The organism is Streptomyces flavusporus (genome assembly GCF_046267975.1).
In the GTDB taxonomy this organism is placed as follows: Bacteria; Actinomycetota; Actinomycetes; order Streptomycetales; family Streptomycetaceae; genus Streptomyces; species Streptomyces flavusporus.
Genome location: NZ_CP176503.1, coordinates 791,937 through 816,050, shown reverse-complemented (window position 1 = coordinate 816,050; position 24,114 = coordinate 791,937). Strand labels below are relative to the sequence as shown.

Below are 24,114 nucleotides of genomic sequence, written 5' to 3'. Positions count from 1 at the left end.
CTTCCTCTCGGAGGTTTTCAATCTGTCTGCACTAGAAGAGACCGGACAGCGGCGGTACTTGTGACAGGGGGCTCGCATGAATCGGGAAAGTTTCCACTGTGGAGTTGCCCGAGGTCATTCGACAAGCTTTCCATCGGTGGAGACCTCCTGCATCAGAGAGGAAATCTCGTCCGGGATGGCCGGAATATTCTCGCGGGTGATTCCCGTCTCCGGGGACCACACGAGATTGACCTGCAGAGCGGGATCCAGGTCCGGGTAGTCGCTTCGGTTGTGACAGCCACGCGTCTCGCGACGCTCCAGTGCTGCTTCGAGGGTGGCCCGGGCTGCCAGGGCGGCGGACTTGAGATCGAAGGCGTGCGCGAGGTCCTGATAGCCGGCGATGTCCGGGTGTATGCCCACGTCCTCCATCCTCTTCTCGATCACCTTGAGTTCCGCCAGCCCGGCGCGCAGGCCCTCTTCGTCGCGTACGACTCCCGCATGCTCGGTCATGGTGTTGCGGATGGCGCGCTGCAGGGCGCGGACGTTCTCCGGTCCGTCGGCAGCGAGAAGATCGTCGATCTCCGCGCGGGCCTGCGCGATGGCCGACGCCGACCGCGGATGCGCGGTCAGGGACTGCGAGTAGGCGGCGGCCGCCTGGCCTGTGATACGGCCGAAGACCAGCAGCTCGATGAGACTGTTCCCACCGAGGCGGTTGGCGCCGTGCAACCCGCTCGACGCCTCACCGATGGCGTAGAGGCCACGCACGTCAGTGCTGTGGTCCTCGGGACGCACCCACACCCCGCCCATCGAGTAGTGGGCAGTGGGCGCGATCTCGATCGGTTCGCGGGTGATGTCCAGCATCTGCAGGTCCAGCAGAGTCTGGTAGACACGGGGCAGCCGCGTCATGATCGTCTGCCGCGGCAGGTGCGAGACGTCGAGCCACACGCCTCCCTTCGGGGTTCCCCGCCCTTCCTTGATCTCCGTGTAGGAGGCCAGGGCCACGCGGTCGCGGGTGGACAGCTCCATTCGCTCAGGGTCGTAGCGGGCCATGAACCGTTCCCCGAGCGCGTTGCGCAGGATCCCGCCTTCACCCCGGGCTGCCTCGCTGACCAGGGTGCCGGCCGCGTTCTCCGGCTCGATGATCCCCGAAGGATGGAACTGCACCAGCTCGGGGTCGCGCAGACGGGCTCCGGCCTCCACGGCCAGGCGGAAGGAGTCACCCGTGTTCTCGTCACGCCGGGAGGACGTGCGCCGCCAGATACGGGTGTGGCCGCCCGCGGCAAGAATGACGGCGTCGGCGTGGATCAGGTAACGCTTTCCGTCCGTGAGGTCGAAGCCGTAGGCACCGAAGACGGCGCCGTCATGCACCAGGAGCCGGGTGATGTACACGCCGTCGAGCACGGGGACTTTGAGCTGCTCCGCGCGCCTGATCAGCGTGCGCTGGATCTCCAGACCGGTGTAGTCGCCCGCGAAGGCGGTCCGCCGGAACCTGTGTGCGCCGAAGAAGCGCTGGGAGATCCGGCCGTCCTCTTCCCTGGCGAAGGCCATCCCGTAGCGTTCCAGGTCGTCGATGCCTCGGGCGGCGCCCTGAGTGACGATCTGGGCGGTGCGGGGGTCGGCGAGCAGATAACTCTCCTTGAGAGTGTCGGCTGCGTGCTGCTGCCAGCTGTCCTCGGGATCCATGGTGGCCAGGGCCGCGTTGATCCCTCCGGCAGCAAGCGCCGTATGGGCGTCCTCCTTGGGACGCTTGCCGACCGCAAGGACGTCGATACCGGCCTCAGCCAGTTCGATCGCCGCTCGCAGCCCGGCACCACCGGTGCCGATCACCAGCACCATGGTGGAAAGACGTTGTTCGCTGATAGCCACTGCCTGCTCCGATCGCCTGGGTTGTCATTCACTACGACCAGGGCGCCCCGGGATCTGTGACACTCTTCCGCGCCCACTCCCGCCCGCGCCGGGGCGTCACGGCAGGATGCGGTCCAGGGGCACGTTCGGGTCGGAGAGGAGCGCGTCGTCGATGTCCGACCCGGAGGTGATGAGGGACCGGATCGGGGCCATGACGTCCCACACGTTGACACTCATGCCTGCCAGTACACGGCTCCCCGCCATCCAGAACGCGATGAAGCGTCGCTCGGACGGCTCACCGCGGAAGACGACACGGTCGTAGCCGCCTGGTTCCGTGTAACCCGTGTACTCCATTCCGAGGTCGTACTGGTCCGTGTAGAAGTACGGCAGCCGGTCGTAGACAGCGTCCTTGCCGAGCATGCTGAGCGCCGCCACCTCCGGCTGATGCAGGGCATTGGCCCAGTGCTCGACCCGGAGGTGGCGGCCGAGCAGCGGGTGGTAGGCGCCTGCGACGTCGCCTGCGGCGTAGATGTCGTCTCCTGAAGTCTGCAGATGCTCGTCGGTGACGATGCCGTTCTGCACGTCCAGGCCCGCCTCCTGGGCGAGTTGGACATTGGGGGTGATGCCGACGCCCACGACCACGGCGTCCGCGGCCAGGTGCCTGCCGTCAGCGAGCAGCACCCCGTCCACACGGCCGTCTGTTCCGGTGAGGGACTCCACCTGCACATTGGGCAGCAGACTGACGCCGTGATCAGTGTGGAGGGCAGCGAACACTTCAGCCGCTTCGCGCCCCAGCACCTTCAGCAGGGGAAGCTCCGAGTGCTCGAGCACCGTCACCTCGGCGCCGGCCATCCGAGCGGCCGCGGCGGTTTCAAGACCGATCCACCCGGCACCGATCACGACGATCTTCGCCCCCGCCGTGAAGGCGGACTTGAGCCGTTCGCTGTCTCCCACACGACGCAGATACAGAACGTTGTCGAGGTCCGCTCCCGGGACGGACAGACGACGTGGCGTCGAACCAGTGGCCAGGAGCAGCTTGGTGTAGGGGATCTGACGACCGTCGTCGAGTTCCACCGTCCGTGCCCGCCGGTCGACCGCGCGTGCACGCGTGTCCAGCAGCAGGTCGACATCGTGCTCCCGGTACCAGTCATCGGGATGCACGAAGATCGAATCGCGCTCCTCCTTGCCCAGCAGGTAACCCTTGGACAGCGGCGGCCGAATGTACGGCTTCTCACGCTCGTCGCCGATGATGACGAGCGGGCCGCTGTGGCCGTGCTCCCGCAGTGCCTCGGCCGCCTTGCCCGCGGCCAGACCGCCACCGACGATCACGAAAGTATTCACAGGGGTTCCTCATCTCGGATGTCGCATGCCGCGAGTGAAGGGGGGAGGGACACCCCTCAGACCGCGTGGCCCCTCGTCCTGTGACATCCCCGGCGGCGGCCCGGGCGTGCGTCAGTAGTTCAGCGAAGCCACGTAAGGAGCCAGTCCGGCCGGATTCATTACTGACTTCGGCTCGTCAAGGTGAGGCTGGGTCGTCGAGGGTCAGGCCGGTGCCCGCTATGAAGCCGTCGAGGGTGTCGGGGCGGTACTGGAGGCGTTTGAGCCGGTTGCGTACGAGAGCTTCGAGCCGGTCGAGAGCGACCACGGCGAGGTTGGCCAGACTGCGCTTGACGTGCGCCCATACCCACTCGACGGGGTTCAGGTCCGGCGAGTAAGCGGGCAGCAGGAAAACCGTCAGCCAGTCACGCTCGGCGATCAGTTCACGCATGGCGTGGGAGACGTGGGTGTTGAGCCGGTCCCAGACCAGCACGATCGGCGCCTTGACGAGCTGGTGGGTGCCGTCGACCAGTGCGATGAAGTCGCGCTCGCCCATGCTGCGGCGCTTGCCCTTGCCCGCTCGGTGGGTGCGCAGGCGGTGGCACAGCCGGGTGCGGGAGCCGGGCCGCATGGCGATCAGCCCGGCCACGGACAGGCGACCTGAGCGTCGTCCGCTCACCGTCACCTGCGGGGTGTGGCCGCGTCGGCCCCAGGTGCGTCCTTTGGGCGGCCGGCGGGTGAAGCCTGCCTCGTCCTCGAAGCAGATGTAGCCCCCGCAGGCCGCCCGGGCTCTTTTACCTCGTCCCAGGTCGCCTCCTTCCAGACGGTGACGGCCTGCTCGTCGCGTTCGGCGACGCGCCGCGCGGGGACCTGCGGGCTGAAGCCGAGCCGGTGCATCAGCCTCGTGGCTCCCGAGACGCTGTAGGAGACGTGGAACTTCCTGCCGATCAGCGTGGCTACCCGGGCGGCGGTCCACACCTGGTCCTCCACCCAGCCGTGCGCGGCGGGTCCTTCATCGAGGTATGCGGCCAGTTTCTCCAGACAGCGCGGGGACAGCCGGCATCGCGAGCCGCTCGGGCCGCGGGATGCCAGCGCCTGCACGCCGCCGTCCCGCCACAACTGGTGCCACTGGTAGGCCGACTTCGGGCTCACCCGCAGGCGCCGTGCCACCTCGGGCGGCTTGATCTTCTGCTCGAACAGCTCGGCCGCCTGCATCCGTACCGTCTCCCGGCGCAGCCGTCCCGCAGGGGTCAGCCCGCCCCCATCCGCATACCTCACACACCACCGAATACAGCCACCACACCAGGCCCATCAGGGACTTCGGGAAAGTTCACCCTGACGAGCCGAAGTCAGTAACCACATGATGCGTTCGATGCCTCGTGCCGACACATCCACGGACAGCAGAGCCACCGACTTCCCCTCGGCGGAGAAAAGGACGGCCGGCCTGCCGTTGGCCTCGACCCGGCGAACGTCATGAGAACATCCTCCAACGCCGACAGACTGCCGGTCTGTGCCGCGGCGAGGAACACCTCCAGCAGTCGTCGGTGAGCGTCCGGGCTGACCGGCTCCCGGCGTTCCGCTGACAGATGCTTCCGGGCGCGGCTCACCAACTGGCGTGTATTGGTTTCACTGGTCTCCAGGATGTCCGCGATCTGCTGGTACGGGTAGTCGAAGGCTTCCCTGAGAACGTAGGCAGCCCGTTCCACGGGGTTCAGCTTCTCCAGGAGCAAGAGAACCGCCAGGTCGATTGCCTCGGCCCGCTCCGCGCCCACCTGCGGATCCATGCTTGTGTCGACCGGCTCGGGAAGCCAGGGCCCGACGTACGACTCATGCCGCATCCTGGCGGACTGGGCGAAGTTGATCGCCAGACGAGCGGTGACCGTGGCCAGGAACGCTGCCGGCTCGCGGATGTCGGCGCGGTTGATGGGCTGCCACCGCATCCACGCCTCCTGGACGATGTCCTCGGCTTCCACAGCACTACCGAGCAGCCGGTACGCGATGCCGAAGAGCTGGGGACGCGCTGCCATGAACTCCCTCGTTGCCTCGTCGAGGGCGCCTGCATCGTCCCTGGCGCGCATGGATGTCCTCCAGTTCTGGAGGACATCCATGCTACAAGCGGTCAAAGCAGGACGCGCGCCGTCATGCGCGGGCTGCCCCGCCCCTGCTCCGAGCGGGCACATCCGCTCGGGACGCCTGGGGTGCTCACCCCTGCCAGCCGTAGCGATCGCGCGCTTGGACAACCGTCGCCGGGTGGACTGCGCCGGCCCGCGCCAACTGGTCCAGGGCGGCAACCACGATCGACTCGGCGTCCACTCGGAAATAGCGGCGTACGGCATCGCGGGTGTCCGACAGTCCGAAGCCGTCCGTTCCCAGCGACGAGTAGTCCTGCTCGACCCACTGGCTGATCTGATCGGGCACCTGCCGCATCCAGTCGCTGACCGCCAGCACCGGCCCTTCGGCTCCCGACAGCGCGCGGGTCACATACGGGACGCACTCCTCACCTCGCAGCCGCGCCCTGTCGGCATTCAATGCATCGCGGCGCAGCTCCGTCCAGGACGTCACTGACCAGACGTCAGCCTGAACTCCCCATTGGGGCATGAGAAGCTCCTGGGCTTCCAGCGCCCAGTGGATGGCAGTGCCGGAGGCCAGCAACTGGATCCGTGGTCCTGCGTCGCTGGGCTCCGCCTGCCGGAACCGGTATATGCCCCGCAGGATCCCTTCCTCGACCGACGGCCCGGTGGGCATGGCCGGTTGCTGTTTGGGTTCGTTGTAGACCGTCAGGTAATAGAAGATGTCCTCGGGCTGGTCGCCGTACATCCGGCGCAGGCCTTCCCTGACGATCACCGCGATCTCGTACGCGAAGGCCGGGTCGTAGCTGACAGCGGCCGGATTCGTGGACGCCAGCAGGTGGGAGTGCCCGTCGGCGTGCTGCAGTCCCTCGCCGGTCATCGTCGTACGGCCGGCTGTCGCCCCGACGACGAAGCCGCGGCCCAACTGGTCGGCCAGGGCCCAGAACTGGTCGCCCGTGCGCTGGAACCCGAACATGGCATAGAAGATGTAGAAGGGGATCATGGGTTCGCCGTGTGTGGCGTACGACGTCGCCGCAGCGGTGAACTCGGCCAGTGACCCGGCTTCGGTGATGCCTTCGTCGATGAGCTGGCCGTCCTTGGCCTCCCTGTAGTGCAGTAGCTGATCGACATCGACCGGCTCATAGGTCTGACCATCCGGCGAGTAGATCCCGGCCGTCGGGAACAGGGATTCCATACCGAATGTACGTGCCTCATCGGGGATGATGGGCACCCAGCGCCGCCCCGTCTCCTCGACGCGCATCAGGTCCTTGACCAGCCGGACCAGCGCCATGGTGGTGGCCACCTCCTGTTTGCCGAAGCCCTTCTGGAGGGCTTCGAAGGGGCCGGACGGCGGCTGCTGCAGCGGCTTGGCCACCACCCTCCGTACGGGGACGGGGCCGGCCAGAGCCGAGCGGCGGTCACGCAGGTACTGCACCTCTTCAGAGTCTTCACCCGGGTGCCAGAACGGCACCACGTCCCCGCTCAGAGCGCTGTCCGGGATGGGCAGTTCCAGCGCATCGCGCATCTGACGGAACTGGGCCATGGTCAGCTTCTTCATCTGATGGTTGGCGTTGCGGGACTCGAAGTCCGGACCCAGCGTGTGACCCTTCACCGTCTGGGCGAGGACGACGGTGGGCCCGCCCCTGTGCTCGACCGCGGCTTTGTAGGCGGCGTAGACCTTGAGCGGTTCGTGTCCGCCCCGGGAGTTCTCGAACAGGTCGGTGAGCTGTGCGTCACTCAGACCTGCGGCAAGGCCGGACAGCGCATCGCCGGTGAAGAAATGCTTGCGTATGTAGGCGGCGTCCCGGGCGGCGTACGTCTGGAGCTGGGCATCGGGCACCTCGCCGAGGCGGCGGACGAGGGAGCCGTCGGTGTCCTGCTGCAGCACCGGGTCCCAGGCCTCGCCCCAGAGAGTCTTCACCACATGCCAGCCCGCGCCGCGGAACCGCGCCTCGAGCTCCTGCACGATCTTGGAATTCGACCGTACCGGACCGTCCAGCCGCTGCAGGTTGCAGTTGACGACGAAGGTGAGGTTGTCGAGGCCCTCACGGGCGGCAAGTTCCAGCGCAGCCGTCGACTCGGGCTCGTCCACTTCCCCGTCTCCGAGGAAGGCCCATACATGCGACCCGGACGTGTCCTTGATGCCCCGGTTGTGCAGATAGCGGTTGAATCTGGCCTGGTATATGGCGGCAAGAGGGCCGAGCCCCATCGAGACGGTCGGAAACTCCCACAGCCACGGCAGGCGCCGGGGGTGCGGGTAGGACGGCAGGCCGTGACCGTCGGCCTCCCGCCGGAAACTGTTCAGCTGCTCCTCGCGCAGTCGCCCTTCCAGGAACACCCGTGCGTAGATGCCGGGCGAGGCATGCCCCTGCAGGTACAGCTGGTCCCCGGAACCGTCCCCGTCCTTGCCCTTGAAGAAGTGGTTGAATCCGATCTCATAGAGCCATGCCGCCGAAGCGTAGGTCGAGATATGACCGCCGAGACCCAGGCGGGAACCGCGGGTCACCATCGCGGCCGCGTTCCACCTGTTCAGCGCGGTGATACGGGACTCCATGGCGACGTCGCCCGGGAAGACCGGCTGGGACGACGCCGGGATCGTGTTGATGTAGTCCGAGGACAGAAGCCTCGGGAGGGCCACTCCCGACCTGGCCGCGTACTCGTGCACGCGCCGCAGCAAGTACACGGCGCGTTCGGGCCCGGCATGCCTGATGACAGCGTCGAGTGATGCCTGCCATTCCCTCGTTTCCTCGGCGTCACGGTCGGGAAGCTGGTCGAGCTCACTCGTCGCGGAGGACTCTGTGGGCCGAGTCGGATCACTCATTGCGGCCTTCCTGTCAGGACGTGGGGAGAAGAGGGCAGACGGTGTTGCGGGCACGAGCGTGCCTTTGGCGGCCGTCGGGAAGAGGCGAGCGAAATCAGCCCCGTGCACCACATGAGACAGACCTGGCACCGCTGTTGTGACACTGAGCGGAAAAGTGTGACGAAGCGCCCACCTCGAGCGAGCTCCAAGACCAGAGACATCTGTCACAGAAGCACGGAGTGCTCGGTCTTCACTGCGAGGCAGCCGCGTGAGCCGTCTGAAGTGCACGGACGCTGTTACCGTCGAGTGAGAGGTGTTGGTACACCACCATCGCCACCGGCGGCGGCTCACGGTCATCCGCCTGCCTGTCGGGGCAACGACTACGGAGGTGCAACACAGTGTCAAGCAAGGACTCAGCGGGCGAGACGAACGACAAGCCGGGTTACGGGGCGTGGAAGACCGCGGTGACGATGCTGCAGGACGCCAAGCCGCCCCATGTCCCCGAGGGTGCCTCGGCCATGACCATCCTGGTCGAGTGGCCGCCTGGCGACCCCGGCACTCCTCCGCACCGCCACTCGGGCCCGGCGTTCGGGTACGTGCTCGAGGGCGAGGTGCGCTTTGAGCTGGAGGGCGAGCCGGAACGCGTGGTCAAGGCCGGCGAGACGTTCTGGGAGCCGGGCGGCGACGTGATCCACTACCAGGACGGCAACGCCCGAACGGATGCGCGGTGCCGGTTCATCGTGACCATGCTGTGTGCGCCGGACCAGCCGATGCTCACGCTGGTCGAGGAGGAGGAACTGGCCCAGCGGGCCCACCTGCGTGCCCCGCGGCCCGTGGGCTGAGCGGCGCAGAGAGGGCGGGTCGCGCCGGTGACAGGAGCGGCCCGACGGGCCGCCTCTGTCGGTCCGCGTGCGACCGGACCGCCGCGGCTGCCCAACAGCTCAGGCGAGCTCGAGCCCTCCGTCGATCGTCAGCACTTGACCGGTGACGTGTGCTCCCAGGGGATCGGCGATGCGCAGGATCCAGTCCGCGACGTCCTTCGGGTCGCCGAGACGGCCCGTCGGGATGCGGTCACGTTCATTGGCGCGCAGCTCGTCGATGGCGTCCTGGGGCAGGCCCGCCGCGGCCAGGACATCCGTCTCGGTGGGGCCGGGGGCGATCGCGTTCACCCGCACCCCTTCCGACGCGAGCTCCAGCGCCCAGCTCCGCGTCAGTTGCTCCAAGGCGCTCTTGGTTGCGGCGTAGTGTGCTGCTCCGGCCAAGGGGCGGTGACCGTAGGTGCTCGAGACGTTGACGATGGAGCCCGACGACTCGCGCAGGTGCGGCAGGGCCGCATGGGCGAGCATGCTCGGCGCCGTCACGTTGAGGTCGAACAGGCTGGTGATCACTGCTCGGTCCGTCTCTGCCAGAGGCATCACGGCAGTGATGCCGGCGTTGTTCACCAGCAGGTCGAGCCGGCCCCACCATTCCACGGCGGTGGCAACGACCGTGTCCGCAGCGCCCTCCTCGCAGATGTTGAGCGGCAGGACCGCGATGTTGGAGTGCGCGCGAGCAGTCTCCTCCAGGGCCTCCTTCCGGCGACCCACGCCGAGGACACGTGCGCCCGATTCGGCCAGGGCGATCGCAGTGGCACGACCGATGCCCGATCCTGCTCCCGTGACGATTGCGACACGGTCTGCGAAGTGCAGGGACGTAGAGCTGGGCATTGCTTTCCCTTGTTCGATGTTCGATGTTCGTAGGACGTAGAACAACGTAGCAGGTGTCTGCGTGTGGCATCGTGTGAAACGATGTGAAAGGTGTTATGGGAGCTGGTGGGGCCGGTCGACGCCGGTAGTCCGTCTCCCGTCGTAGGTCGGGGCGGCGTGGAGACGGACCGTACGTGTCCGGCTGGGGCGGGCGCCGGTCAGCCGAACTGGCCGGGCTGGTAGTCCCCGGCAGGCTGCTGGTTGATGACGTTGATGCGGTTGTAGGCGTTGATGACGGCGATGAGGGAGATCAGGGCGACCAGCTGCTCCTCGTCGAAGTGCTTGACGGCGTTTGTCCAGACCGCATCGGTGACACCACCGGCCGCGTCGGCGATGCGGGTGCCCTGCTCGGTCAGTTCCAGTGCGGCACGCTCGGCTTCCGTGAAGACCGTGGCCTCACGCCAGGCCGCGATCAGATTGAGGCGCTGCGGGGTTTCTCCCGCCGCGGCGGCGTCTTTGGTGTGCATGTCAGTGCAGAAGCCGCAGCCGTTGATCTGGCTTGCACGGATCTTCACCAGCTCCTGTATCGCGGTCGGCAGTGTTGAGTCCGACACCACCTTGCCGGCCGAGTTGATGTGCTTCAGGACCTTCGCGGCGAGGGGGTTGCCGAAGTAGTTGAGACGCGGTTCCACAGTGATCTCCTAGCCGTGTTGCGGATACACACAACTGACCGGGATGGCAGGGCGAAATGTGACAGGAAGTCGGGTATGACGTGCGTCTCATCTGTGACACGGCTCGTTCCCCTTCAAGAGCCCGACGTTCGTAAGGCACCGAACAATGGGTAACCTGGTCCCCATGCCGGCCCCGTCGTCACCACCCTCCCAGAGTGAGATCACCTTGCCGCGCCTGCTCGGCGCACTCAGTGACCCGACGCGGCTGGGCATCGTCCGAGTGTTGTCCGACGGCGCCGAACGCGGGTGGGGACAGTTGCGCGCTCCTGTGGCCAAGTCCACCCTGAGCCATCACCTCAAGGTGCTGCGTGAGGCGGGTGTCACGGAGACTCGCCAGGAAGGCACCCGTTGCTTCGTGACCCTGCGCCGCGGAAGCCTCGAGGCGCGCTTCCCCGGACTGCTGCCCGCCCTGCTGTCCGCAGCCATCGCCGACGGCGTCGGTGAACATGTGACAGAAAGCGACGAGGAGAAGTGACTAGCTACCGAGGACGGACAGGAGCTGAAGGCGTGCATGGCTCTCCGTGCCCGGTACCGCAGTGAACACCAGAAGCCGTTGTGACTGGTCGGGGTCGACCAGCGTCTGGCAGTGCAGCTCCAGGGCCCCGAGCTTCGGGTGCTGGAAGCGTTTGGGTGCGCAGTACGGTCCGAGTACCGGGTGCTCACGCCAGAGCGCGGCGAAATCGGGGCTGGCCGCCTGTAGTGCATCGACGAGGTCGGCGGTGCGCGAGTCACTGCCGTCCCGCACATACGCGCCGTAGAGATCCGCTACCAGCAGGCGGCTCTGTACGGAGTGGTCGCGCTCGGGAATCATCAGCCGGGAGGCGGGATCGGTGAACCACCGATAGTGCAGACTGCGGGCCCGTCCGGTGAAAACGGTCTCGTCACCCAGCAGTGCGACCGCCATGCGCGTCTGTTTCAGCGTCTCGCCCAGGTGGTTGACCACCTGCGCGGGGGTGTCTTCGAGCCGGTCGAGGATGCGCATCGTCCCCGGGTTGATGTGATCGCCCCGTCGGACCCTTTGGGGAACGGCGTGGCCGGCGAGCTGAAACAGATGATCCCGTTCCTCGAGAGGCAGATGCAGACCGCGGGCTATGGCGGCAAGCATCTGCTCCGAGGGATTGGGCCCTCGTGGTTGTTCGATCCTCGTGTAGTAGTCGACCGACATGTCGCACAGCGCCGCGACTTCCTCCCTGCGCAGCCCGCCGGTCCGCCGGCGCCGCCCACGTGGGAGTCCGACATCCTCTGGCTGCAGGGCCTCACGCCGTGCTCTGAGGAAGGCCGCCAACTCGGCTCTGTCCACTGTTGCTTGTCCTGTTCGTCCAAAGAGGATCTTCCGGCCCCGGGGCGTTGTGCGCACTCAGGTCAGCGCTGAGCGCACTATCTGCCGCACCATCGGGGTGCCGTCCAACTCCACCCTGATGTCGGCAAGACTCTGGTCGGCCAGCGCCTGGCGCCACGCCTGTTCCGCCCGGCGCATGGCCGCGTTGACAGCACATACACCTGTCGGCGGCGGTGACAGCTCGCCGATCTTGCCGCAGCAACGGATCTCTGTGCACTGAAAGAGCTGGGTGCCCCCCTCGATGGCCTCCACCACATCCAGCAGGGTGATGGCCTCAAGGGGCCTGGCCAGCCGAAAACCTCCGCGCGGCCCGGGCACGGAGACCACGAGCTGGGCCCGGGCGAGCAGCTGCAGTTGCTTGTTGAGGTAGGAGGCCGAGAGGCCGTGGGCCTCGGCAAGCTGGCCGCTGCCTACCGGGCCGCCGCCGATCATGTCCAGGTTGAGCAGCGTGTGCAGGGCCCACTCGACACCTTTAGCCATTCGCATATTACGGACATTACATGTCCAGGATCGGACCGGGTAACTGGCCCCGGTGTGCTCCCGTCCCGTCCTGCCCGGGGCGGCATCGCGAAGAAATCTTGACATTCAATATCCAGGATATCTAATGTCCAGAATAAGTGGTGCGGGCTCCGCGGGGGGCCACCGCGGCAGGGCAGCCCCTGCTCACGGAGCACCGGCTCATTACTTCGGCTTCGAAAACGGAGAAGTTCATGAAGGATGTCCTGATCATCGGTGGCGGCTTCGCCGGCGTGTGGAGCGCGGCAGGAGTGGTTCGCGCCGCACGTGAGGCAGGCAGCGCCGGCGACGAACTACGGGTGACACTCGTCAGCGGCGGCGATGACCTGGTCATCCGCCCCCGCCTGTACGAGGACGCCCCGGAAGGCATGCGGGTCGCACTGGACCGCGTCCTCGGCCCGATCGGCGTACGCCGCATAACGGCGACCGTCACGGGAATCGACACCGAGGCGCACACCGTACGTGCCGTCGGGCGCACCGGTGAGGAACTGGACCTGGCCTACGACAAGTTGGTGCTGGCCGCCGGCAGCCAGCTCGTGCGCCCCGACTTCCCCGGCTCGCAGGAAGTCTTCGACGTGGACACGCTTCCCGCGGCGGCCGCACTCGACAACCACCTGCGGCGGCTGCCCGAGCAGGCTCCGTCCCAGGGCCGCTACACCGCCGTCGTGGTCGGTGCAGGCTTCACCGGCCTGGAGATCGCCACCGCGCTGGGGCAACGGCTCCAGGCGATCGCCGACCGCCAGGGCGCAGTTGAAGACGTCCGGGTCGTTCTCGTCGACCGCGCCGACGTCGTTGGCCCGGAACTCGGCCCGGGCCCGCGCCCGACCATCGACGACGCGATCGACGAACTGAAGATCGAGCGACGCCTGGGAGTCACCGTGGCATCCGCGACCCGCCAGGACGTCACCCTCTCGGACGGTGAAGTGATTCCCGCGGCAACCGTCGTATGGACGGCCGGCATGGCCGCAAGCCCGCTCACGGCCCACATCCCGGGCGAACGCGACCGGCTGGGACGGCTGAGCGTGGACGCACACCTCCAGGTGATCGGAGTGCCTGACGTATACGCAGCCGGCGACACCGCACTCGCCCCCGCAGAAGACGGGCACACCACGACACAGTCCTGCCAGCACGCCCTGCCGATGGGGAAGTTCGCCGGTCACAACGTGGCAGCCGAGCTTCTGGGCGAGCCCCTGCTGCCCTTCACCCCTGACCCCTACGTCACCTGCCTGGATCTCGGCCCCGCCGGCGCCGTCTTCACGGAAGGCTGGGACCGCAAGATCGCGCTGACCGGGGAGGAAGCGAAGACTCTCAAGCAGAACATCAACGCCCTGTGGATCTACCCGCCGTTGGACGACCCGGAGCAGATCCTCGCCCAGGCAGGCCGCTTCTCCAACGGCTGACACGACAGCCCGGCCGGCCTCGTACCGCCGGATATTGACCACCACCGAACCGCCCGGTGCGCAGGGGTTCTTCCCCCCTTGCGCCCTGGGCGGTTCTCATGTGGCGTCTGTCGGTGACTGCGGCGTCGTGTGTGTATCTGCGGGGGTGGGCAGGGGGCGCCGGGTGACTTCGTGCGCCTCGTCCAGGGGCACGCCCAGCATCCTCAACGCCATCTCGGCCAGGCTTGCGGCGGCTTCCTCGCCGTCGAGGTCGGGGCGGGAGAACCGCAGTTCCACCAGGGACAGCAGTGCACCGCCGGTGGCGGACACGGCGACGGCCGGGTCGACGGGCAGGAAGCGACCGGAGGTGATGCCGCGCTCCAGGTCGCGTCGGGCGCGGGGGGCGAGGCCGCGGTCGGAGTGGATGTGGGTGAGTCCGCGGTGGCGCAGGACGCGCATGAGCTCCGGGTGCGAGTCGACCATGCGGGCCGTGAGGCGGAAGCCGCCCGCGACGAGCTCGGCCGGGTCCTCGACTCCCTCGAGGCTCTTGTCGATGGCCTGGCCGAACTCCTCCAGCGCATCCGCGACCGCCGCGTCGAACAGCTCCGCCTTCGACTGGAAATGGTTGTAGAAGGAGCCGAAGCCCACGTCGGCCCGATCGGCGATTGCCTGGATGCTGACGCTGGTGTCCCCGGTCTCGGCCAGGATCTGCCGGGCTGCCCGGACGAGCGCGTTGCGCGTCTCGGCGCGGCGTCGTTCGAAGCGGTTGCGGGGCGGCGCTGATGTCGGCATGAGGCGAGTCTAACAACCGGCCCGATGACCATCGCATTACTGATGAGATCGTCAGATTCATGGGTTGCGACTATTGACGACGGTCTGAGCACAGTTGATTATTTCCTCATCTTGGCACTGCTGCTTGGAGGGCGCCATGTCTCTGACCCCCGTGGCCAGGCCCCATGTCACGACCGCACACCAGGACCTCCACAGTGAGCAGGGTGCCCTGCGCGGCGAACACCCCGGTCGGTCCCTAAATCCGGTGATCAAGGTGGCCGACCTGGCCTGGCTGGAGTTCGAGAAGCCCGACCTGGACCGGGCGGAGGTGTTCGCCCGTGACTTCGGCTTCGGGGTCACCGCACGCACCCGGGGGGAGCTGTGGCTGCGCGGCACCTTCGCCGGCTCGCCCTGCATGGTCATCCGGCGAGGCCGCACCTCCCGGTTCATCGGCCCGGTCTTTCGCGCGGCCGAGCGGGCCGACCTGGAGCGACTGGCCCGCGCCACCGGCTCCGCCGTGCGGGACGCCGACGTGCCGGGTGGGGGACAGGTCGTGGACCTGTTCGATCCCTCCGGATTCCCGGTGCGGGTCGTGTGGTGCGGCGAGGAGCTGCCGGCGCTCCCCGAACAGCGGCCGCTCACCCTCAACTTCGGCATCGAGCAGCGCCGTACGAACGTCACACAGCGTCCGCCCCGGGAGCCGTCGCGTATCCAGCGGCTCGGTCATGTGGTGCTGGAGACCCCGGTGTTCGCGCGCGCCCTGAACTGGTACCTCGACATGCTCGGCATGATCGTCAGCGACTTCCTGTTCCTGGACGGGCAGCGCGAGCGCGGGCCGACGATGGCGTTCATCCGCTGCGACCGGGGGAGCGTGGCGGTCGACCATCACACGCTGGCGATGCACCTCGGGCCCGGCACCGGCTACGTCCACTCCGCCTACCAGGTCACCGACCTGGATGCGATCGCGGCGGGCGGCGAGTACCTGGCCGAGCGCGGCTACCGACGCAGCTGGGGCATCGGCCGGCACATCCAGGGCAGCCAGCTCTTCGACTACTGGCGCGACCCCGACCGTTTCATGCTGGAGCACTTCGCCGACGGCGACCTGTTCTCCTGCGATGTCGAACCCGGCTGGGCACCCATGTCGGCCGGCGGACTCGCCCAGTGGGGCCCGCCCGCCACCCGTGACTTCCTGGGCACCGATCCGTCCCCCGCCAGACTCCGCGAGGTCGCCCAGGCCCTGCGCGGCGACAACGAACTCGACCCCGCCCGACTGCTGGCCCTGCTGAAAGCGATGACCTCATGAGCACCAACGTCCTGCGCACAGCCGACGGCTGGTGGGTGGCGCGCGATGCGCGTGCCGTCCGTATCGACACGAAGGCCATGACCACCGCCGAGCTGCTCGCCGACCGTACCGCCGTACGCGAGGCCGCCGCGTCCGACGATCCCGGCACACCCGTCGCCGACCTGGTGGCACTGTCCCCGGTCACCACGCCCTGCCGGGTGGTGGCGCAGATGGTCAACTACCGCAGCCACGCCCGCGATTCGGGCTTCACCGGGGAGATCCCGCCGACGTTCTTCCGCAAGGCGTCCGGCTCGGTCAGCGGCCCGGCGGAGGCCGTCGTCCGGCCGCCGCACGTGAAGTTCCTCGACTACGAGATCGAACTCGGCCTGGTCATGGTCGCCCCCCTGCCCGTCGGCACCGTCGTGACCGAGCAGGACCTGCCCTCGTACGTCGCCGGTCTCGTCCTCACCAACGACGTCAGTGCGCGGGATGTGCAGCTGACCAAGGGGCAGTTCTACGAGAGCAAGTCCTACCCGACCTTCACGCCCACCGGTCCGTACCTCGCGCTGCTGGAGCCCGAGGACTTCGTCCATCTCCTCGATCTGCGGCTGAAGTTGTCGGTCAACGGCGAGCTGCGACAGGACCGCACCCTGGCCGACATGATCGTCCGCCCGGCGCAGGCGCTGACGCTGCTCGCCCGCTTCCAGACCCTCGACCCCGGCGACCTGCTGCTCACCGGCACTCCCGGCGGCACGGCTCTGAAGGCCCCGCCCAAGCCGGTCGAGAAGATCGGCGCACTGCTGCCACCCGAACTGAAGTGGAAGGCGTTCTTCAGGAGCCAGGCCCGCAACCCGCACTACCTCCACGCGGGTGACCTGATCATCGCCACGATCGCCACCCCGGACGGGCGGATCGACCTCGGCGAGCAGCGCACGCCCGTCGCGGACGCCGAGTAACGACGGGGGTGAGCCGCGTATGACCGCCGACCAGGCCGGAGCACGGGACGACACCGCGCCCCGGTCGGCACCGAACGTACCCGTCGTGATCGTCGGAGCCGGGCCCGTGGGCGTGACCGCCGCCCTCCTGCTCGCCCGGCGCGGCGTCCGCAGCGTCGTGCTCGAACGCCACCGGGACGTCTACCCCCTGCCGCGGGCCGTCGCCACCGACGACGAGGTCCGCCGCATCCTCCAGGCCGCCGGTGTCCACGAGGAGTTCGCCGCGCTCGCCCGCCCCGCGAACGGGCTGCGGCTGCTCGACGCACGGCACCGGCTGATCGCCGAGTTCCCGCGGCGCCCGCACGGGCATCACGGCTTTCCGCAGACCAGCATGTTCGACCAGCCCGAGCTGGAGCGCCTGCTGCGTGACGCGCTGGCCCGGCGTCCGGAGTGCGAGGTGCGCGGCGGGATCGAGGTGACCGCCGTGGAGCAGGGCGCCGACGGGCCGGTCCGTGTGACGTACCGGGACGACGAAGGTGAGCACCTTCTGCGGGCCGACGCGGTCCTCGGCTGCGACGGCGCGGGCAGCCTCACCCGCGAGGCCATCGGCGCCGTATGGGAGGACCTGCGCTTCGAGGAGTCCTGGACGGTCATCGACGTCCGCACCCGTGCCCGCGTCCGGTCCTGGGAAGGCGTCGACCAGGTCTGCGATCCGCACCGGCCCGCCACCTTCATGCGGATCGGCGAGGACCGCTACCGCTGGGAGTTCCGCCTGCGCGAGGGCGAGCACCTCGACGGCCCGGACGGCCGGGAGCACCTGCGTGAACTCGTCGCCCCCTGGGTGGACATCTCCTACGGAGACGACTTCCAGCTCATCCGGCAGGCGCAGTACACCTTCCGGGCGCGCATCGCCGACCGCTGGCGCCGTGGCCGGGTCTTCCTGCTCGGCGACGCGGCCCACCTGACCCCGCCCTTCATCGGGCAGGGACTGTGCGCGGGCATGCGGGACGCGTACAACCTCACCTGGAAACTCGCGCGAGTACTCCAAGACGGTGCGGACGAACGGCTGTTGGACACCTACGAGAGCGAACGCAAGCCGCACGCCCGGCATGTCATCCGGCTCGCGGTCGCCACGGGCTGGGCCATGACCGGTGGCCAGGGCGGTGCCGCCGCGATCCGCCGAAGCCTGTTGGCCGCGGCCTGCCGTGTGCCCGCCCTGCCCGCGGCGGCCGGCCACCGTCTCAGCCCGCGCGCGGGCCGAGGGCCCCTCGTGCGACGGCGTGTCCGACCGGGCGGCCGTGACCTGGCGGGCACCTTCTGCCCCCAGCCCTGGGTGACCGCCGACAGCCGGCGGACCCGCCTCGACGACGCACTCGGGGACGCCTTCGCCGTCCTGGCCGGCGCGCCCCTTCGGCCCTCGGTGCGGGCCGTGGCGGAGGGGATCGGTGCACGGGCCGTCACCACGGACAGCCTCGGCGACGACGGTACGCTCGCCGCGTGGCTGCGCGACGGCCGCGCGGACGCCGTGCTGCTGCGCCCCGACCGCATCGTCCTGGACACCGTCCCGGCCGGCGCCGGTTGTTTCACGGACATCGCCACCTGGGCCCCGCTGCTGTGCACGGCCCGCCGTCCCGTCCCGGACGAACAGCCGGCGAGGCCTGCCTGACGTAGCCGGCCTACGGCTCCCCCACGCGCAGCTGCTCGATGGCTTCGAGGACGCCCTTGCGGTTGGCATGGGTGCGCTCGTAGCCCTCGATCACCGTCAGGTCCAGCTGGGAGAGTGTGCCCAGTCGCTGCTGGATCTGCTCGGTGCTGAGCTGGCTGAACCCGGGAATCGGCAGGTCCTCCTCCCGCTTGACCGATCCCAGGACTTCTTCGGCAATGGGGCTGGGCTCGGCCATCTCCCTCCCCGCACCCCAGGGCCGTCGGCCACTGTGCTGGGCGACGTACAGCGCCCGGTCGAAAGCGGTCCGCATCGTATGGGCCGCCGTGTCGGCCAGAGCGGCGATACGGTTCTCGCTCGGGCCCGGGCCGTTGGTGGACGCCGCCACGACGCGGGCGTGCTCGGCGAGGCTTGCCTCCAGTTCCTGCAGCAGCTCCTCGTCCTGGCGGCGCAGCGAGCCGAGCAGCTCGGCGGTGGACTGGGCGTCCACTTGTTCGGCGAGGACCTCCCCGGCCCGGCACGCCGCGAGCGCCCGCGCCGCGACCGCGTACTCGTCCTCCGCATTCCTCAGCAGCCGCCGCGCATCGGCCGGGCCCCCGCCGGGCAGCAACCCCCGCACGATCGACGACCCGATCGTCAGCGGCAGCATCGCCGCGCGCACCGCGCCCCGGGAGACGGACCGGGTCAGACCGACCGCGGTGCCCATCAACCCCCTGGGCTGCAGATCGCGTACCTGGCGTTGAATGCGCTGGAGGCTGTAGTGGACCTCGACGCTCTGGCGTTCGAGCATCTCCCGGTGCGGGCCCGGCGGCGTGACGGTCGCATCCGCCCGGAACCGGTCCAGTACTGCGGCATGCGCCTGGCGCGTATCCTCCAGCGCCGGTACAAGTTCCTCCGTTACCACTGCCATGCCGGGCTCCTGAGTGGGGAAGGGGCGGCAGTCCGCCGCACACGGGAAGCGGCTGCCCTCAGCGCCCCCACGGCCGGGCAACCGGCACCATCCTGCGGGACCCACGTCAAGATCGCCTGTCGAGGCGGGACCGGTCATGCGCGTACCGAGTCCGTCCTCGGGTACCCGGGCATCACAGGAGCCCAACGAGCATCACGTTGGGAGGCAGCGGATGATCTCCGACTTGGTGTTGGTGCCCGCAGGCGAGGCGCCGCTCGCAGGCGATCTGGTCGTCCCCGGCCCGGTGCGGTCGGTGGTTGTCATCGCCGAGGGCGGCAGCAGCTCCCGGGGCAGTACACGCGACCGTGCGCTCGCCGACGCGTTTCACCGGGCAGGCATGGGCACGCTCCTCCTCGATCTCCTCACCGAACTGGAGAAACGGGAGGACGCGCGCTCGGCCCGGCATCGCTTCGACGTCCAGTTCCTGGCCCGGCGGCTGGTGGCTGCCATCGACTGGCTGGAGCAGCGGCCGGAGACCGTCGACGTCCCGGTCGGTCTGTTCGGTGCCGACACGGCCGCGTCGGCGGCTCTGCTGGCGGCTGCCGAGCGGCCACAACGAGTCCTGGCCGCGGTCACCCGAGGCGGGCGTCCGGACCTGCCGTACGAGGTGCTGCAGCGCGTCCGGGCCTCGGTGCTGTTCATCGTCGGTGGCGAGGACGAGACCGATCTGCGGCTCAACCAGGAAGCGGCCGGAATGCTCAGCGCGCCCAGCGAGATCCGTATCGTACGCGGCGCAACCCATCTGTTCCATGAGCCCGGGACCCTTGAGGAGGTAGTCACTGTGGCTCGGCACTGGTTCGTCTCCCACTTGGAGAACGGACGTCGTTCAGCCTGATCCCAGAGCCACGCCCGACCGTGCGGCATTTTCGAGCTGCACGGCCGGGCGGGTGATTCCGGTGATCTTGTTGTGGGGGGCTAACCGGCCAGGGTGGGGACGTAAGGGGACAGGGCCGGAGCGAGTTGCACTCCGGGCGCCAGGCCGAGGGCGGTGAGCGCGTCGGGCAGGCCGTGTCCGAGGCGGGATGCGTCCAGGGTGCCCGGGGCGGCCAGCGGGCGGCAGCTGGCGGCGATGATCTCGAACAGGCGCCGCACCCGGCCAGGTCCGCGGGGCAGCAGTTGGCCGTGGAAGTCCTCGTGGTGGGCGAGAACGAGGGCGGCGAGACCGACGACGTGGGCCGAGGCCGTGCCGGTGCCGTCGAGGGCCGTGTACCCGCCCTGCGGCGAGCACGACAGGACGGCCACACCGGGGGCGGCCGCGTCGACCCCGGGTCCGTGGCAGCTGAACGGCGCGGCGAACAACCCGTCCGGCGTCAACTGGGGGCCCACATGGGTGGCTTGGGAGGTGTCCGGCGGGAAGGTCCCGAAGGCTCCGAGCGCACCCACGGTGAACACGGTGGGCAGTGAGCCGGGGAAGCAGACCGGTCCGCCCGAGTCGCCCGCCGGGGCGACGCAGGCGATGCCCACCGCGTTGGCGTCGGCCAGTTTGCGTGAGACGAGCGCCGACGCGTACGGCGTTGCCACGGCGATGTGCGCGACGTCGACCTCGCGTTCGATGCAGTGGTCGAGGGCGGCGATCAGGTCACTGAAGCAGCCGCCGGGCAGCACCTGACAGACCTCGATCTCGGCATCGACCGCGGTACCGATGATCCCCTTACCGGTGTCCGCCCCGGCGATGACGCCGGCCGCATGGGTACCGGTGCCCGCCGTGTCGTGGGCCCAGCCCTCCTCGGTTCCGCGGACGAGATCGATCCCGGTGCGCACCCGCTGCTTCAGATCGGGATGCTCGGCGGCGACACCCGAACCGATGACCCCGACCTTGATCCCGAAAGCGCGGAACGTGGGAGGCAGCCGGTCCACCCGCATGGCCTGCTGGCCCCAGCCGTACTGTTGCCTGTCCTCCAGCCCCGGGTACACCTTGGCCAGTGGCGTGAGGGTGACCAGGTTCTCCCCGGTCACCGACAGGTCCGGACGACTGATCCAGCGGTCGGTGTAGCCGCCCACGGGCCGGACGTACAGCGCCTGGACGGACTGCACCGTCTCCGTGGGCAGCGCGACGGTGACCGTACCGTCGGACCCGGTGACACCCTGGCCGGGCCATGACGACCCGATCAGGAACACGCCCGCGCCGGCCAGCGGTTCTCCGTCCGGGCCGCAGACGCGCAGCGAGATCTCCACCGGTTGTTCCAGCGGCATGACCAGTCCTGGATCACGCAGCGCGATCCCCACGGCCGGCGCGGCGGCGGGTACGGCTGCGGACAGCGGCAGGTCCGGCTCGATGTGTACGTGCAGCGTCCGCATCGCCGGCAGCTGAGCCCCGGGCGCCTCGACGACCGCGATCTCCGGGCAGGCGGGGGGCAGCCCGGCCGATCGCAGCTTCTCCGACGGCCGGAGTCTGCGGATCACCTTGACGTCGGGCATGCGCCCCAACTGGTCACACACCGCATCCATACTGAGTTCGGGCACTCCCGGTGGGAGCAGTTGCTGCGGCAGCGGTGTCACCATGTACCGCTCCCGGCGCGGCTGTACGGGGAGGGACTGCGCGCCTTTCCCGGCCGGCTCTGTCTGCTTGCCCTCCGGTCCTTCTCCAGCAGCCCCCGCACCACCCCCTGGCCCGCGCGCCCCGCTGTTTCCGGGCCTTTCCTTGACCATCACGTCCACCTTCACCACGCTTACGTCGTAACTCGTGCTCCTGATTCGGCCGTTGGGGCAGCTTCCGCTTCCACGTGACCGCTTCCACGGTGACGCGGTGTGCCCGGAACCGGTCCGGGCACACCGCGTGCGCTGCCCAGGTGTCAGCCCATACCGAACGGCTGACCCATCTGGCCGAAGCCGAAGCCGGGCTGCTGCTGGTACTGCGGGGACTGCTGGCCGAACCCACCGCCCCACTGCTGGCCCTGCATGCCCTGCTGGCCCTGCATGCCCTGCTGGCCCTGCTGGCTCTGCTGGAGCAGGGTCACGATCGCGGTGGGCAGTGCCTGCTGTACGGACTGCTCCACGGCGTGGCGGATGCCCGAGTGCAGCGCGCGGTGCAGCGCGAGGGCCAGGTACGGGTGCGCCTGCTGGGCCATGCCCGGCTGCTGCAGCTGCTGCTGGATCTGCTGGATCTGCTGGAACGTCTGCTGCACCTGCTGCGCGACCTGCTGGGCCGTCTGCTGACACGCCTGCTGGATGGACTGCTGGACCACCTGGGCGATCTGCTGCGCACCGCCCGGCTGCTGACCGCCGAGCTGTGAGCCGAACTGCTGGGGTTGAGTACCGGTCATCACCGACATGAATTCTCCTTGCGGTACCACTGAGGGAAAGTCGACATAGGTGTTATGTCGGCTTTGTCGGAATAGTCCGACGACCTGAACCTAGGGTCGCGTCGACCGGGCCGCAAGCCGAGGAGCTGACCCGGCCGCTTCAACTCGTGCTGTCAGGTCGGGACATGGTCGACGCGGACCGGGAGGAGGTGGCCGGTGGGATCCGCGACCCGGCCGACTTGATTCGACGTACCTCTATGTTGACGCCTGTCGATTCAAGGTGCAGTCTTGTTTTTATGGATGTCGATTCAGTGAGGAGTGCTGCCATGACCGAGCAGACGCCCGAAGAGGTACGGGAAGCCGTCCGCGTGGGCTATGCCGCTGCCGCCGTGAAGGTGCTCGAGGACGGTGCCGCGTCGTGCGGGCCGCAGAGTGGCGGCGACTGCTGCGGTCCGCAGGCGGTCGAGATCGACGAGGGCTTCGGGGCCGGCCTCTACGGAGCCGAGGACCGCGACGGACTCCCGGCCGAGGCGGTCGCGGCCTCTCTGGGCTGCGGCAACCCGCTCGCGGTGGCGGAACTGCGCGAGGGTGAACGCGTACTGGATCTCGGCTCCGGCGGTGGCATCGACGTGCTGCTGTCCGCGCGCCGGGTCGGGCCGCGCGGGAGGGCGTACGGGCTGGACATGACCGACGAGATGCTCGCCCTCGCCCGGGCGAACGCACAGAAGGCCGGCGCGACGAACGTGGAGTTCCTCAAGGGCACCATCGAGTCCGTGCCGCTGCCCGCGAACAGCGTCGACGTCGTCATCTCCAACTGCGTGATCAACCTGTCGGTGGACAAGCCAGCCGTCTTCGCCGAGATGTTCCGCGTTCTGGGCCCCGGCGGGCGCGTCGGCGTGACGGACGTCGTGGCCGAGGATCACCTCACCTCCGACCAGCGCGCCGAGCGCGGCGCATACGTCGGCTGCATCGCGGGCGCCCTGTCCTTCGCCGAGTACCGGCAGGGGCTTGAGGACGCAGGATTCACCGACGTCGAGATCACGTCGACGCATCAGGTCGCGGACGGAACGCACTCGGCGATCGTCCGTGCCGTCAAGGGTTGCAGCTATTCGCCGACGACTCGCAGGTTGTAAGCGGCTTTGAGGTCGGGAATCCAGTCGTCGAAGAAACGGATTCCGTGCGGCTCGCCGAGGAGATTCATTTTGTCGAGCCCGACCGGCCCCTGTCGCAACCGTTCTTCGAAGTCGATGAAGAAAAGCTCGAACCCGCCTGGCGTATACAGTTCGACAATCCGCGCCGGCTCGTGCCCCGCGTTCCACATGGTGTGGGGGATTCGGCGAGGCTTCAGCACCCAGCACCCGTCTGTCGCCTTGACGACCTCGTCGTCGACCCGGACATGCATTTCCCCTTCGAGCACGTAGAGCCAGACATCGTTCTCGTGAACGTGCGGCGGGAGAAGAAGCCCAGGCTCGAACGGCTGCTCTATGATCGAGATAGCCCCGTTGGTCTCCTCGCCGTAAAGCTTGATGACGACACCATTGGTGCTGTCACCCTCATCCCTGGCGATCAGCGTCTTGCCCTTGATTCGTCCACGCATAGCGCACCTCGCCAA

General features: G+C 68.6%; 21 protein-coding genes and 1 pseudogene. 9 read left to right on the top strand and 13 right to left on the bottom strand.

The window, feature by feature from the left end; genetic code table 11:
• Window positions 1–114: 114 nt before the first annotated feature.
• The 5 genes and pseudogenes from ACKTSN_RS04070 to aceE all read right to left on the bottom strand — a co-directional run bounded on the left by ACKTSN_RS04070 (window position 115) and on the right by aceE (window position 8,031).
• Complete coding sequence (locus tag ACKTSN_RS04070) at window positions 115–1,815, bottom strand: L-aspartate oxidase (protein ID WP_409474735.1); 1,701 nt, start codon at window positions 1,813–1,815, stop codon at window positions 115–117.
• A 126-nt stretch (window positions 1,816–1,941) separates the two neighbouring features.
• Entirely contained in the window at window positions 1,942–3,165 is a 1,224-nt protein-coding gene (locus ACKTSN_RS04065; protein ID WP_409467807.1) for an NAD(P)/FAD-dependent oxidoreductase, read from the bottom strand.
• A gap of 175 nt (window positions 3,166–3,340) precedes the next feature.
• Window positions 3,341–4,419, bottom strand: a protein-coding gene (locus ACKTSN_RS47520; protein ID WP_431197143.1) for an IS630 family transposase whose coding sequence is annotated in 2 segments (ribosomal slippage) — window positions 3,341–3,918 and window positions 3,918–4,419 — 1,080 coding nt in all. Because the reading frame shifts where the segments join, the coding sequence is not laid out codon by codon here.
• Window positions 4,420–4,452: 33 nt separating this feature from the next.
• Window positions 4,453–5,219: pseudogene (locus ACKTSN_RS04050) on the bottom strand (sigma-70 family RNA polymerase sigma factor).
• Between the two features lie 124 nt (window positions 5,220–5,343).
• A complete protein-coding gene (aceE, locus tag ACKTSN_RS04045) occupies window positions 5,344–8,031 on the bottom strand; it encodes a pyruvate dehydrogenase (acetyl-transferring), homodimeric type (protein WP_409467806.1) in 2,688 nt (895 codons plus the stop codon).
• Between the two features lie 449 nt (window positions 8,032–8,480).
• On the opposite strand from aceE, the gene ACKTSN_RS04040 reads away from it, so the two are divergent.
• A complete protein-coding gene (locus ACKTSN_RS04040) occupies window positions 8,481–8,852 on the top strand; it encodes a cupin domain-containing protein (RefSeq protein ID WP_409474732.1) in 372 nt (123 codons plus the stop codon).
• A gap of 99 nt (window positions 8,853–8,951) precedes the next feature.
• Here the strand turns inward: ACKTSN_RS04040 and ACKTSN_RS04035 are convergent, their stop codons facing one another.
• On the bottom strand, window positions 8,952–9,716 hold the full coding sequence (locus ACKTSN_RS04035; RefSeq protein ID WP_409467805.1) for an SDR family NAD(P)-dependent oxidoreductase: 765 nt from the start codon (window positions 9,714–9,716) through the stop codon (window positions 8,952–8,954).
• A gap of 197 nt (window positions 9,717–9,913) precedes the next feature.
• Window positions 9,914–10,387 carry a carboxymuconolactone decarboxylase family protein gene (locus ACKTSN_RS04030; protein WP_409467804.1) on the bottom strand — a complete coding sequence of 158 codons (474 nt, stop codon included), beginning with the start codon at window positions 10,385–10,387 and terminating at the stop codon, window positions 9,914–9,916.
• Between the two features lie 163 nt (window positions 10,388–10,550).
• Between ACKTSN_RS04030 and ACKTSN_RS04025 the strand changes: the two genes are divergently transcribed.
• Entirely contained in the window at window positions 10,551–10,901 is a 351-nt protein-coding gene (locus tag ACKTSN_RS04025) for an ArsR/SmtB family transcription factor (RefSeq protein ID WP_409467803.1), read from the top strand.
• On the opposite strand, the gene ACKTSN_RS04020 is transcribed toward ACKTSN_RS04025, so the two are convergent.
• Together ACKTSN_RS04020 and ACKTSN_RS04015 are read right to left on the bottom strand one after the other, a co-directional pair.
• The gene (locus tag ACKTSN_RS04020) at window positions 10,902–11,726 is read right to left on the bottom strand and encodes a helix-turn-helix transcriptional regulator (protein WP_409467802.1); all 825 of its coding nucleotides are present in this window, start codon (window positions 11,724–11,726) and stop codon (window positions 10,902–10,904) included. It abuts the gene before it with no gap.
• A 57-nt stretch (window positions 11,727–11,783) separates the two neighbouring features.
• The gene (locus ACKTSN_RS04015; RefSeq protein ID WP_409467801.1) at window positions 11,784–12,251 is read right to left on the bottom strand and encodes an RrF2 family transcriptional regulator; all 468 of its coding nucleotides are present in this window, start codon (window positions 12,249–12,251) and stop codon (window positions 11,784–11,786) included.
• A 224-nt stretch (window positions 12,252–12,475) separates the two neighbouring features.
• Between ACKTSN_RS04015 and ACKTSN_RS04010 the strand changes: the two genes are divergently transcribed.
• A complete protein-coding gene (locus ACKTSN_RS04010; RefSeq protein WP_409467800.1) occupies window positions 12,476–13,681 on the top strand; it encodes an NAD(P)/FAD-dependent oxidoreductase in 1,206 nt (401 codons plus the stop codon).
• Window positions 13,682–13,777: 96 nt separating this feature from the next.
• On the opposite strand, the gene ACKTSN_RS04005 is transcribed toward ACKTSN_RS04010, so the two are convergent.
• Window positions 13,778–14,452, bottom strand: coding sequence for a TetR/AcrR family transcriptional regulator (locus tag ACKTSN_RS04005; protein ID WP_409467799.1), 675 nt, complete (start codon window positions 14,450–14,452; stop codon window positions 13,778–13,780).
• Between the two features lie 136 nt (window positions 14,453–14,588).
• Between ACKTSN_RS04005 and ACKTSN_RS04000 the strand changes: the two genes are divergently transcribed.
• Genes ACKTSN_RS04000 through ACKTSN_RS03990 form a run of 3 tightly spaced genes read left to right on the top strand, consistent with a single transcriptional unit; the run spans window position 14,589 to window position 18,314 of the window.
• Complete coding sequence (locus tag ACKTSN_RS04000; protein ID WP_409467798.1) at window positions 14,589–15,734, top strand: VOC family protein; 1,146 nt, start codon at window positions 14,589–14,591, stop codon at window positions 15,732–15,734.
• Window positions 15,731–16,669, top strand: a complete 939-nt coding sequence (locus ACKTSN_RS03995; RefSeq protein ID WP_409467797.1) for a fumarylacetoacetate hydrolase family protein — start codon at window positions 15,731–15,733, stop codon at window positions 16,667–16,669. Before ACKTSN_RS04000 ends, ACKTSN_RS03995 begins: the two co-directional genes overlap by 4 nt.
• Window positions 16,670–16,688: 19 nt before the next feature.
• Window positions 16,689–18,314, top strand: a complete 1,626-nt coding sequence (locus ACKTSN_RS03990; RefSeq protein WP_409467796.1) for a bifunctional 3-(3-hydroxy-phenyl)propionate/3-hydroxycinnamic acid hydroxylase — start codon at window positions 16,689–16,691, stop codon at window positions 18,312–18,314.
• Window positions 18,315–18,324: 10 nt separating this feature from the next.
• Here the strand turns inward: ACKTSN_RS03990 and ACKTSN_RS03985 are convergent, their stop codons facing one another.
• On the bottom strand, window positions 18,325–19,221 hold the full coding sequence (locus ACKTSN_RS03985) for a hypothetical protein (protein WP_409467795.1): 897 nt from the start codon (window positions 19,219–19,221) through the stop codon (window positions 18,325–18,327).
• A 211-nt stretch (window positions 19,222–19,432) separates the two neighbouring features.
• On the opposite strand from ACKTSN_RS03985, the gene ACKTSN_RS03980 reads away from it, so the two are divergent.
• Window positions 19,433–20,095, top strand: a complete 663-nt coding sequence (locus ACKTSN_RS03980; protein WP_409467794.1) for a dienelactone hydrolase family protein — start codon at window positions 19,433–19,435, stop codon at window positions 20,093–20,095.
• Between the two features lie 80 nt (window positions 20,096–20,175).
• Here ACKTSN_RS03980 and ACKTSN_RS03975 read toward each other — a convergent pair whose 3' ends face one another.
• Entirely contained in the window at window positions 20,176–21,762 is a 1,587-nt protein-coding gene (locus ACKTSN_RS03975) for a S8 family serine peptidase (RefSeq protein ID WP_409467793.1), read from the bottom strand.
• Between the two features lie 287 nt (window positions 21,763–22,049).
• On the opposite strand from ACKTSN_RS03975, the gene ACKTSN_RS03970 reads away from it, so the two are divergent.
• Together ACKTSN_RS03970 and arsM are read left to right on the top strand one after the other, a co-directional pair.
• Complete coding sequence (locus ACKTSN_RS03970) at window positions 22,050–22,493, top strand: hypothetical protein (RefSeq protein ID WP_409467792.1); 444 nt, start codon at window positions 22,050–22,052, stop codon at window positions 22,491–22,493.
• A gap of 335 nt (window positions 22,494–22,828) precedes the next feature.
• Window positions 22,829–23,635 carry an arsenite methyltransferase gene (arsM, locus tag ACKTSN_RS03965; protein ID WP_409467791.1) on the top strand — a complete coding sequence of 269 codons (807 nt, stop codon included), beginning with the start codon at window positions 22,829–22,831 and terminating at the stop codon, window positions 23,633–23,635.
• Here arsM and ACKTSN_RS03960 read toward each other — a convergent pair.
• Window positions 23,608–24,099, bottom strand: a complete 492-nt coding sequence (locus tag ACKTSN_RS03960) for a cupin domain-containing protein (RefSeq protein ID WP_409467790.1) — start codon at window positions 24,097–24,099, stop codon at window positions 23,608–23,610. The two genes, arsM and ACKTSN_RS03960, sit on opposite strands and share 28 nt — an antisense overlap.
• Window positions 24,100–24,114 lie beyond the last annotated feature (15 nt).

Bases quoted from the DNA above. Each gene is read 5' to 3' on its own strand.
- ACKTSN_RS04070 (WP_409474735.1), bottom strand. From the start codon at position 1,815: ATGGTGCTGGTGATCGGCACCGGTGGTGCCGGGCTGCGAGCGGCGATC.
- aceE (WP_409467806.1), bottom strand. From the start codon at position 8,031: ATGAGTGATCCGACTCGGCCCACAGAGTCCTCCGCGACGAGTGAGCTC.
- ACKTSN_RS04040 (WP_409474732.1), top strand. From the start codon at position 8,481: ATGCTGCAGGACGCCAAGCCGCCCCATGTCCCCGAGGGTGCCTCGGCC.
- ACKTSN_RS04035 (WP_409467805.1), bottom strand. From the start codon at position 9,716: ATGCCCAGCTCTACGTCCCTGCACTTCGCAGACCGTGTCGCAATCGTC.
- ACKTSN_RS04025 (WP_409467803.1), top strand. From the start codon at position 10,551: ATGCCGGCCCCGTCGTCACCACCCTCCCAGAGTGAGATCACCTTGCCG.
- ACKTSN_RS04015 (WP_409467801.1), bottom strand. From the start codon at position 12,251: ATGCGAATGGCTAAAGGTGTCGAGTGGGCCCTGCACACGCTGCTCAAC.
- ACKTSN_RS04010 (WP_409467800.1), top strand. From the start codon at position 12,476: ATGAAGGATGTCCTGATCATCGGTGGCGGCTTCGCCGGCGTGTGGAGC.
- ACKTSN_RS04005 (WP_409467799.1), bottom strand. From the start codon at position 14,452: ATGCCGACATCAGCGCCGCCCCGCAACCGCTTCGAACGACGCCGCGCC.
- ACKTSN_RS04000 (WP_409467798.1), top strand. From the start codon at position 14,589: ATGTCTCTGACCCCCGTGGCCAGGCCCCATGTCACGACCGCACACCAG.
- ACKTSN_RS03995 (WP_409467797.1), top strand. From the start codon at position 15,731: ATGAGCACCAACGTCCTGCGCACAGCCGACGGCTGGTGGGTGGCGCGC.
- ACKTSN_RS03990 (WP_409467796.1), top strand. From the start codon at position 16,689: ATGACCGCCGACCAGGCCGGAGCACGGGACGACACCGCGCCCCGGTCG.
- ACKTSN_RS03985 (WP_409467795.1), bottom strand. From the start codon at position 19,221: ATGGCAGTGGTAACGGAGGAACTTGTACCGGCGCTGGAGGATACGCGC.
- ACKTSN_RS03980 (WP_409467794.1), top strand. From the start codon at position 19,433: ATGATCTCCGACTTGGTGTTGGTGCCCGCAGGCGAGGCGCCGCTCGCA.
- ACKTSN_RS03975 (WP_409467793.1), bottom strand. From the start codon at position 21,762: ATGGTGACACCGCTGCCGCAGCAACTGCTCCCACCGGGAGTGCCCGAA.
- arsM (WP_409467791.1), top strand. From the start codon at position 22,829: ATGACCGAGCAGACGCCCGAAGAGGTACGGGAAGCCGTCCGCGTGGGC.
- ACKTSN_RS03960 (WP_409467790.1), bottom strand. From the start codon at position 24,099: ATGCGTGGACGAATCAAGGGCAAGACGCTGATCGCCAGGGATGAGGGT.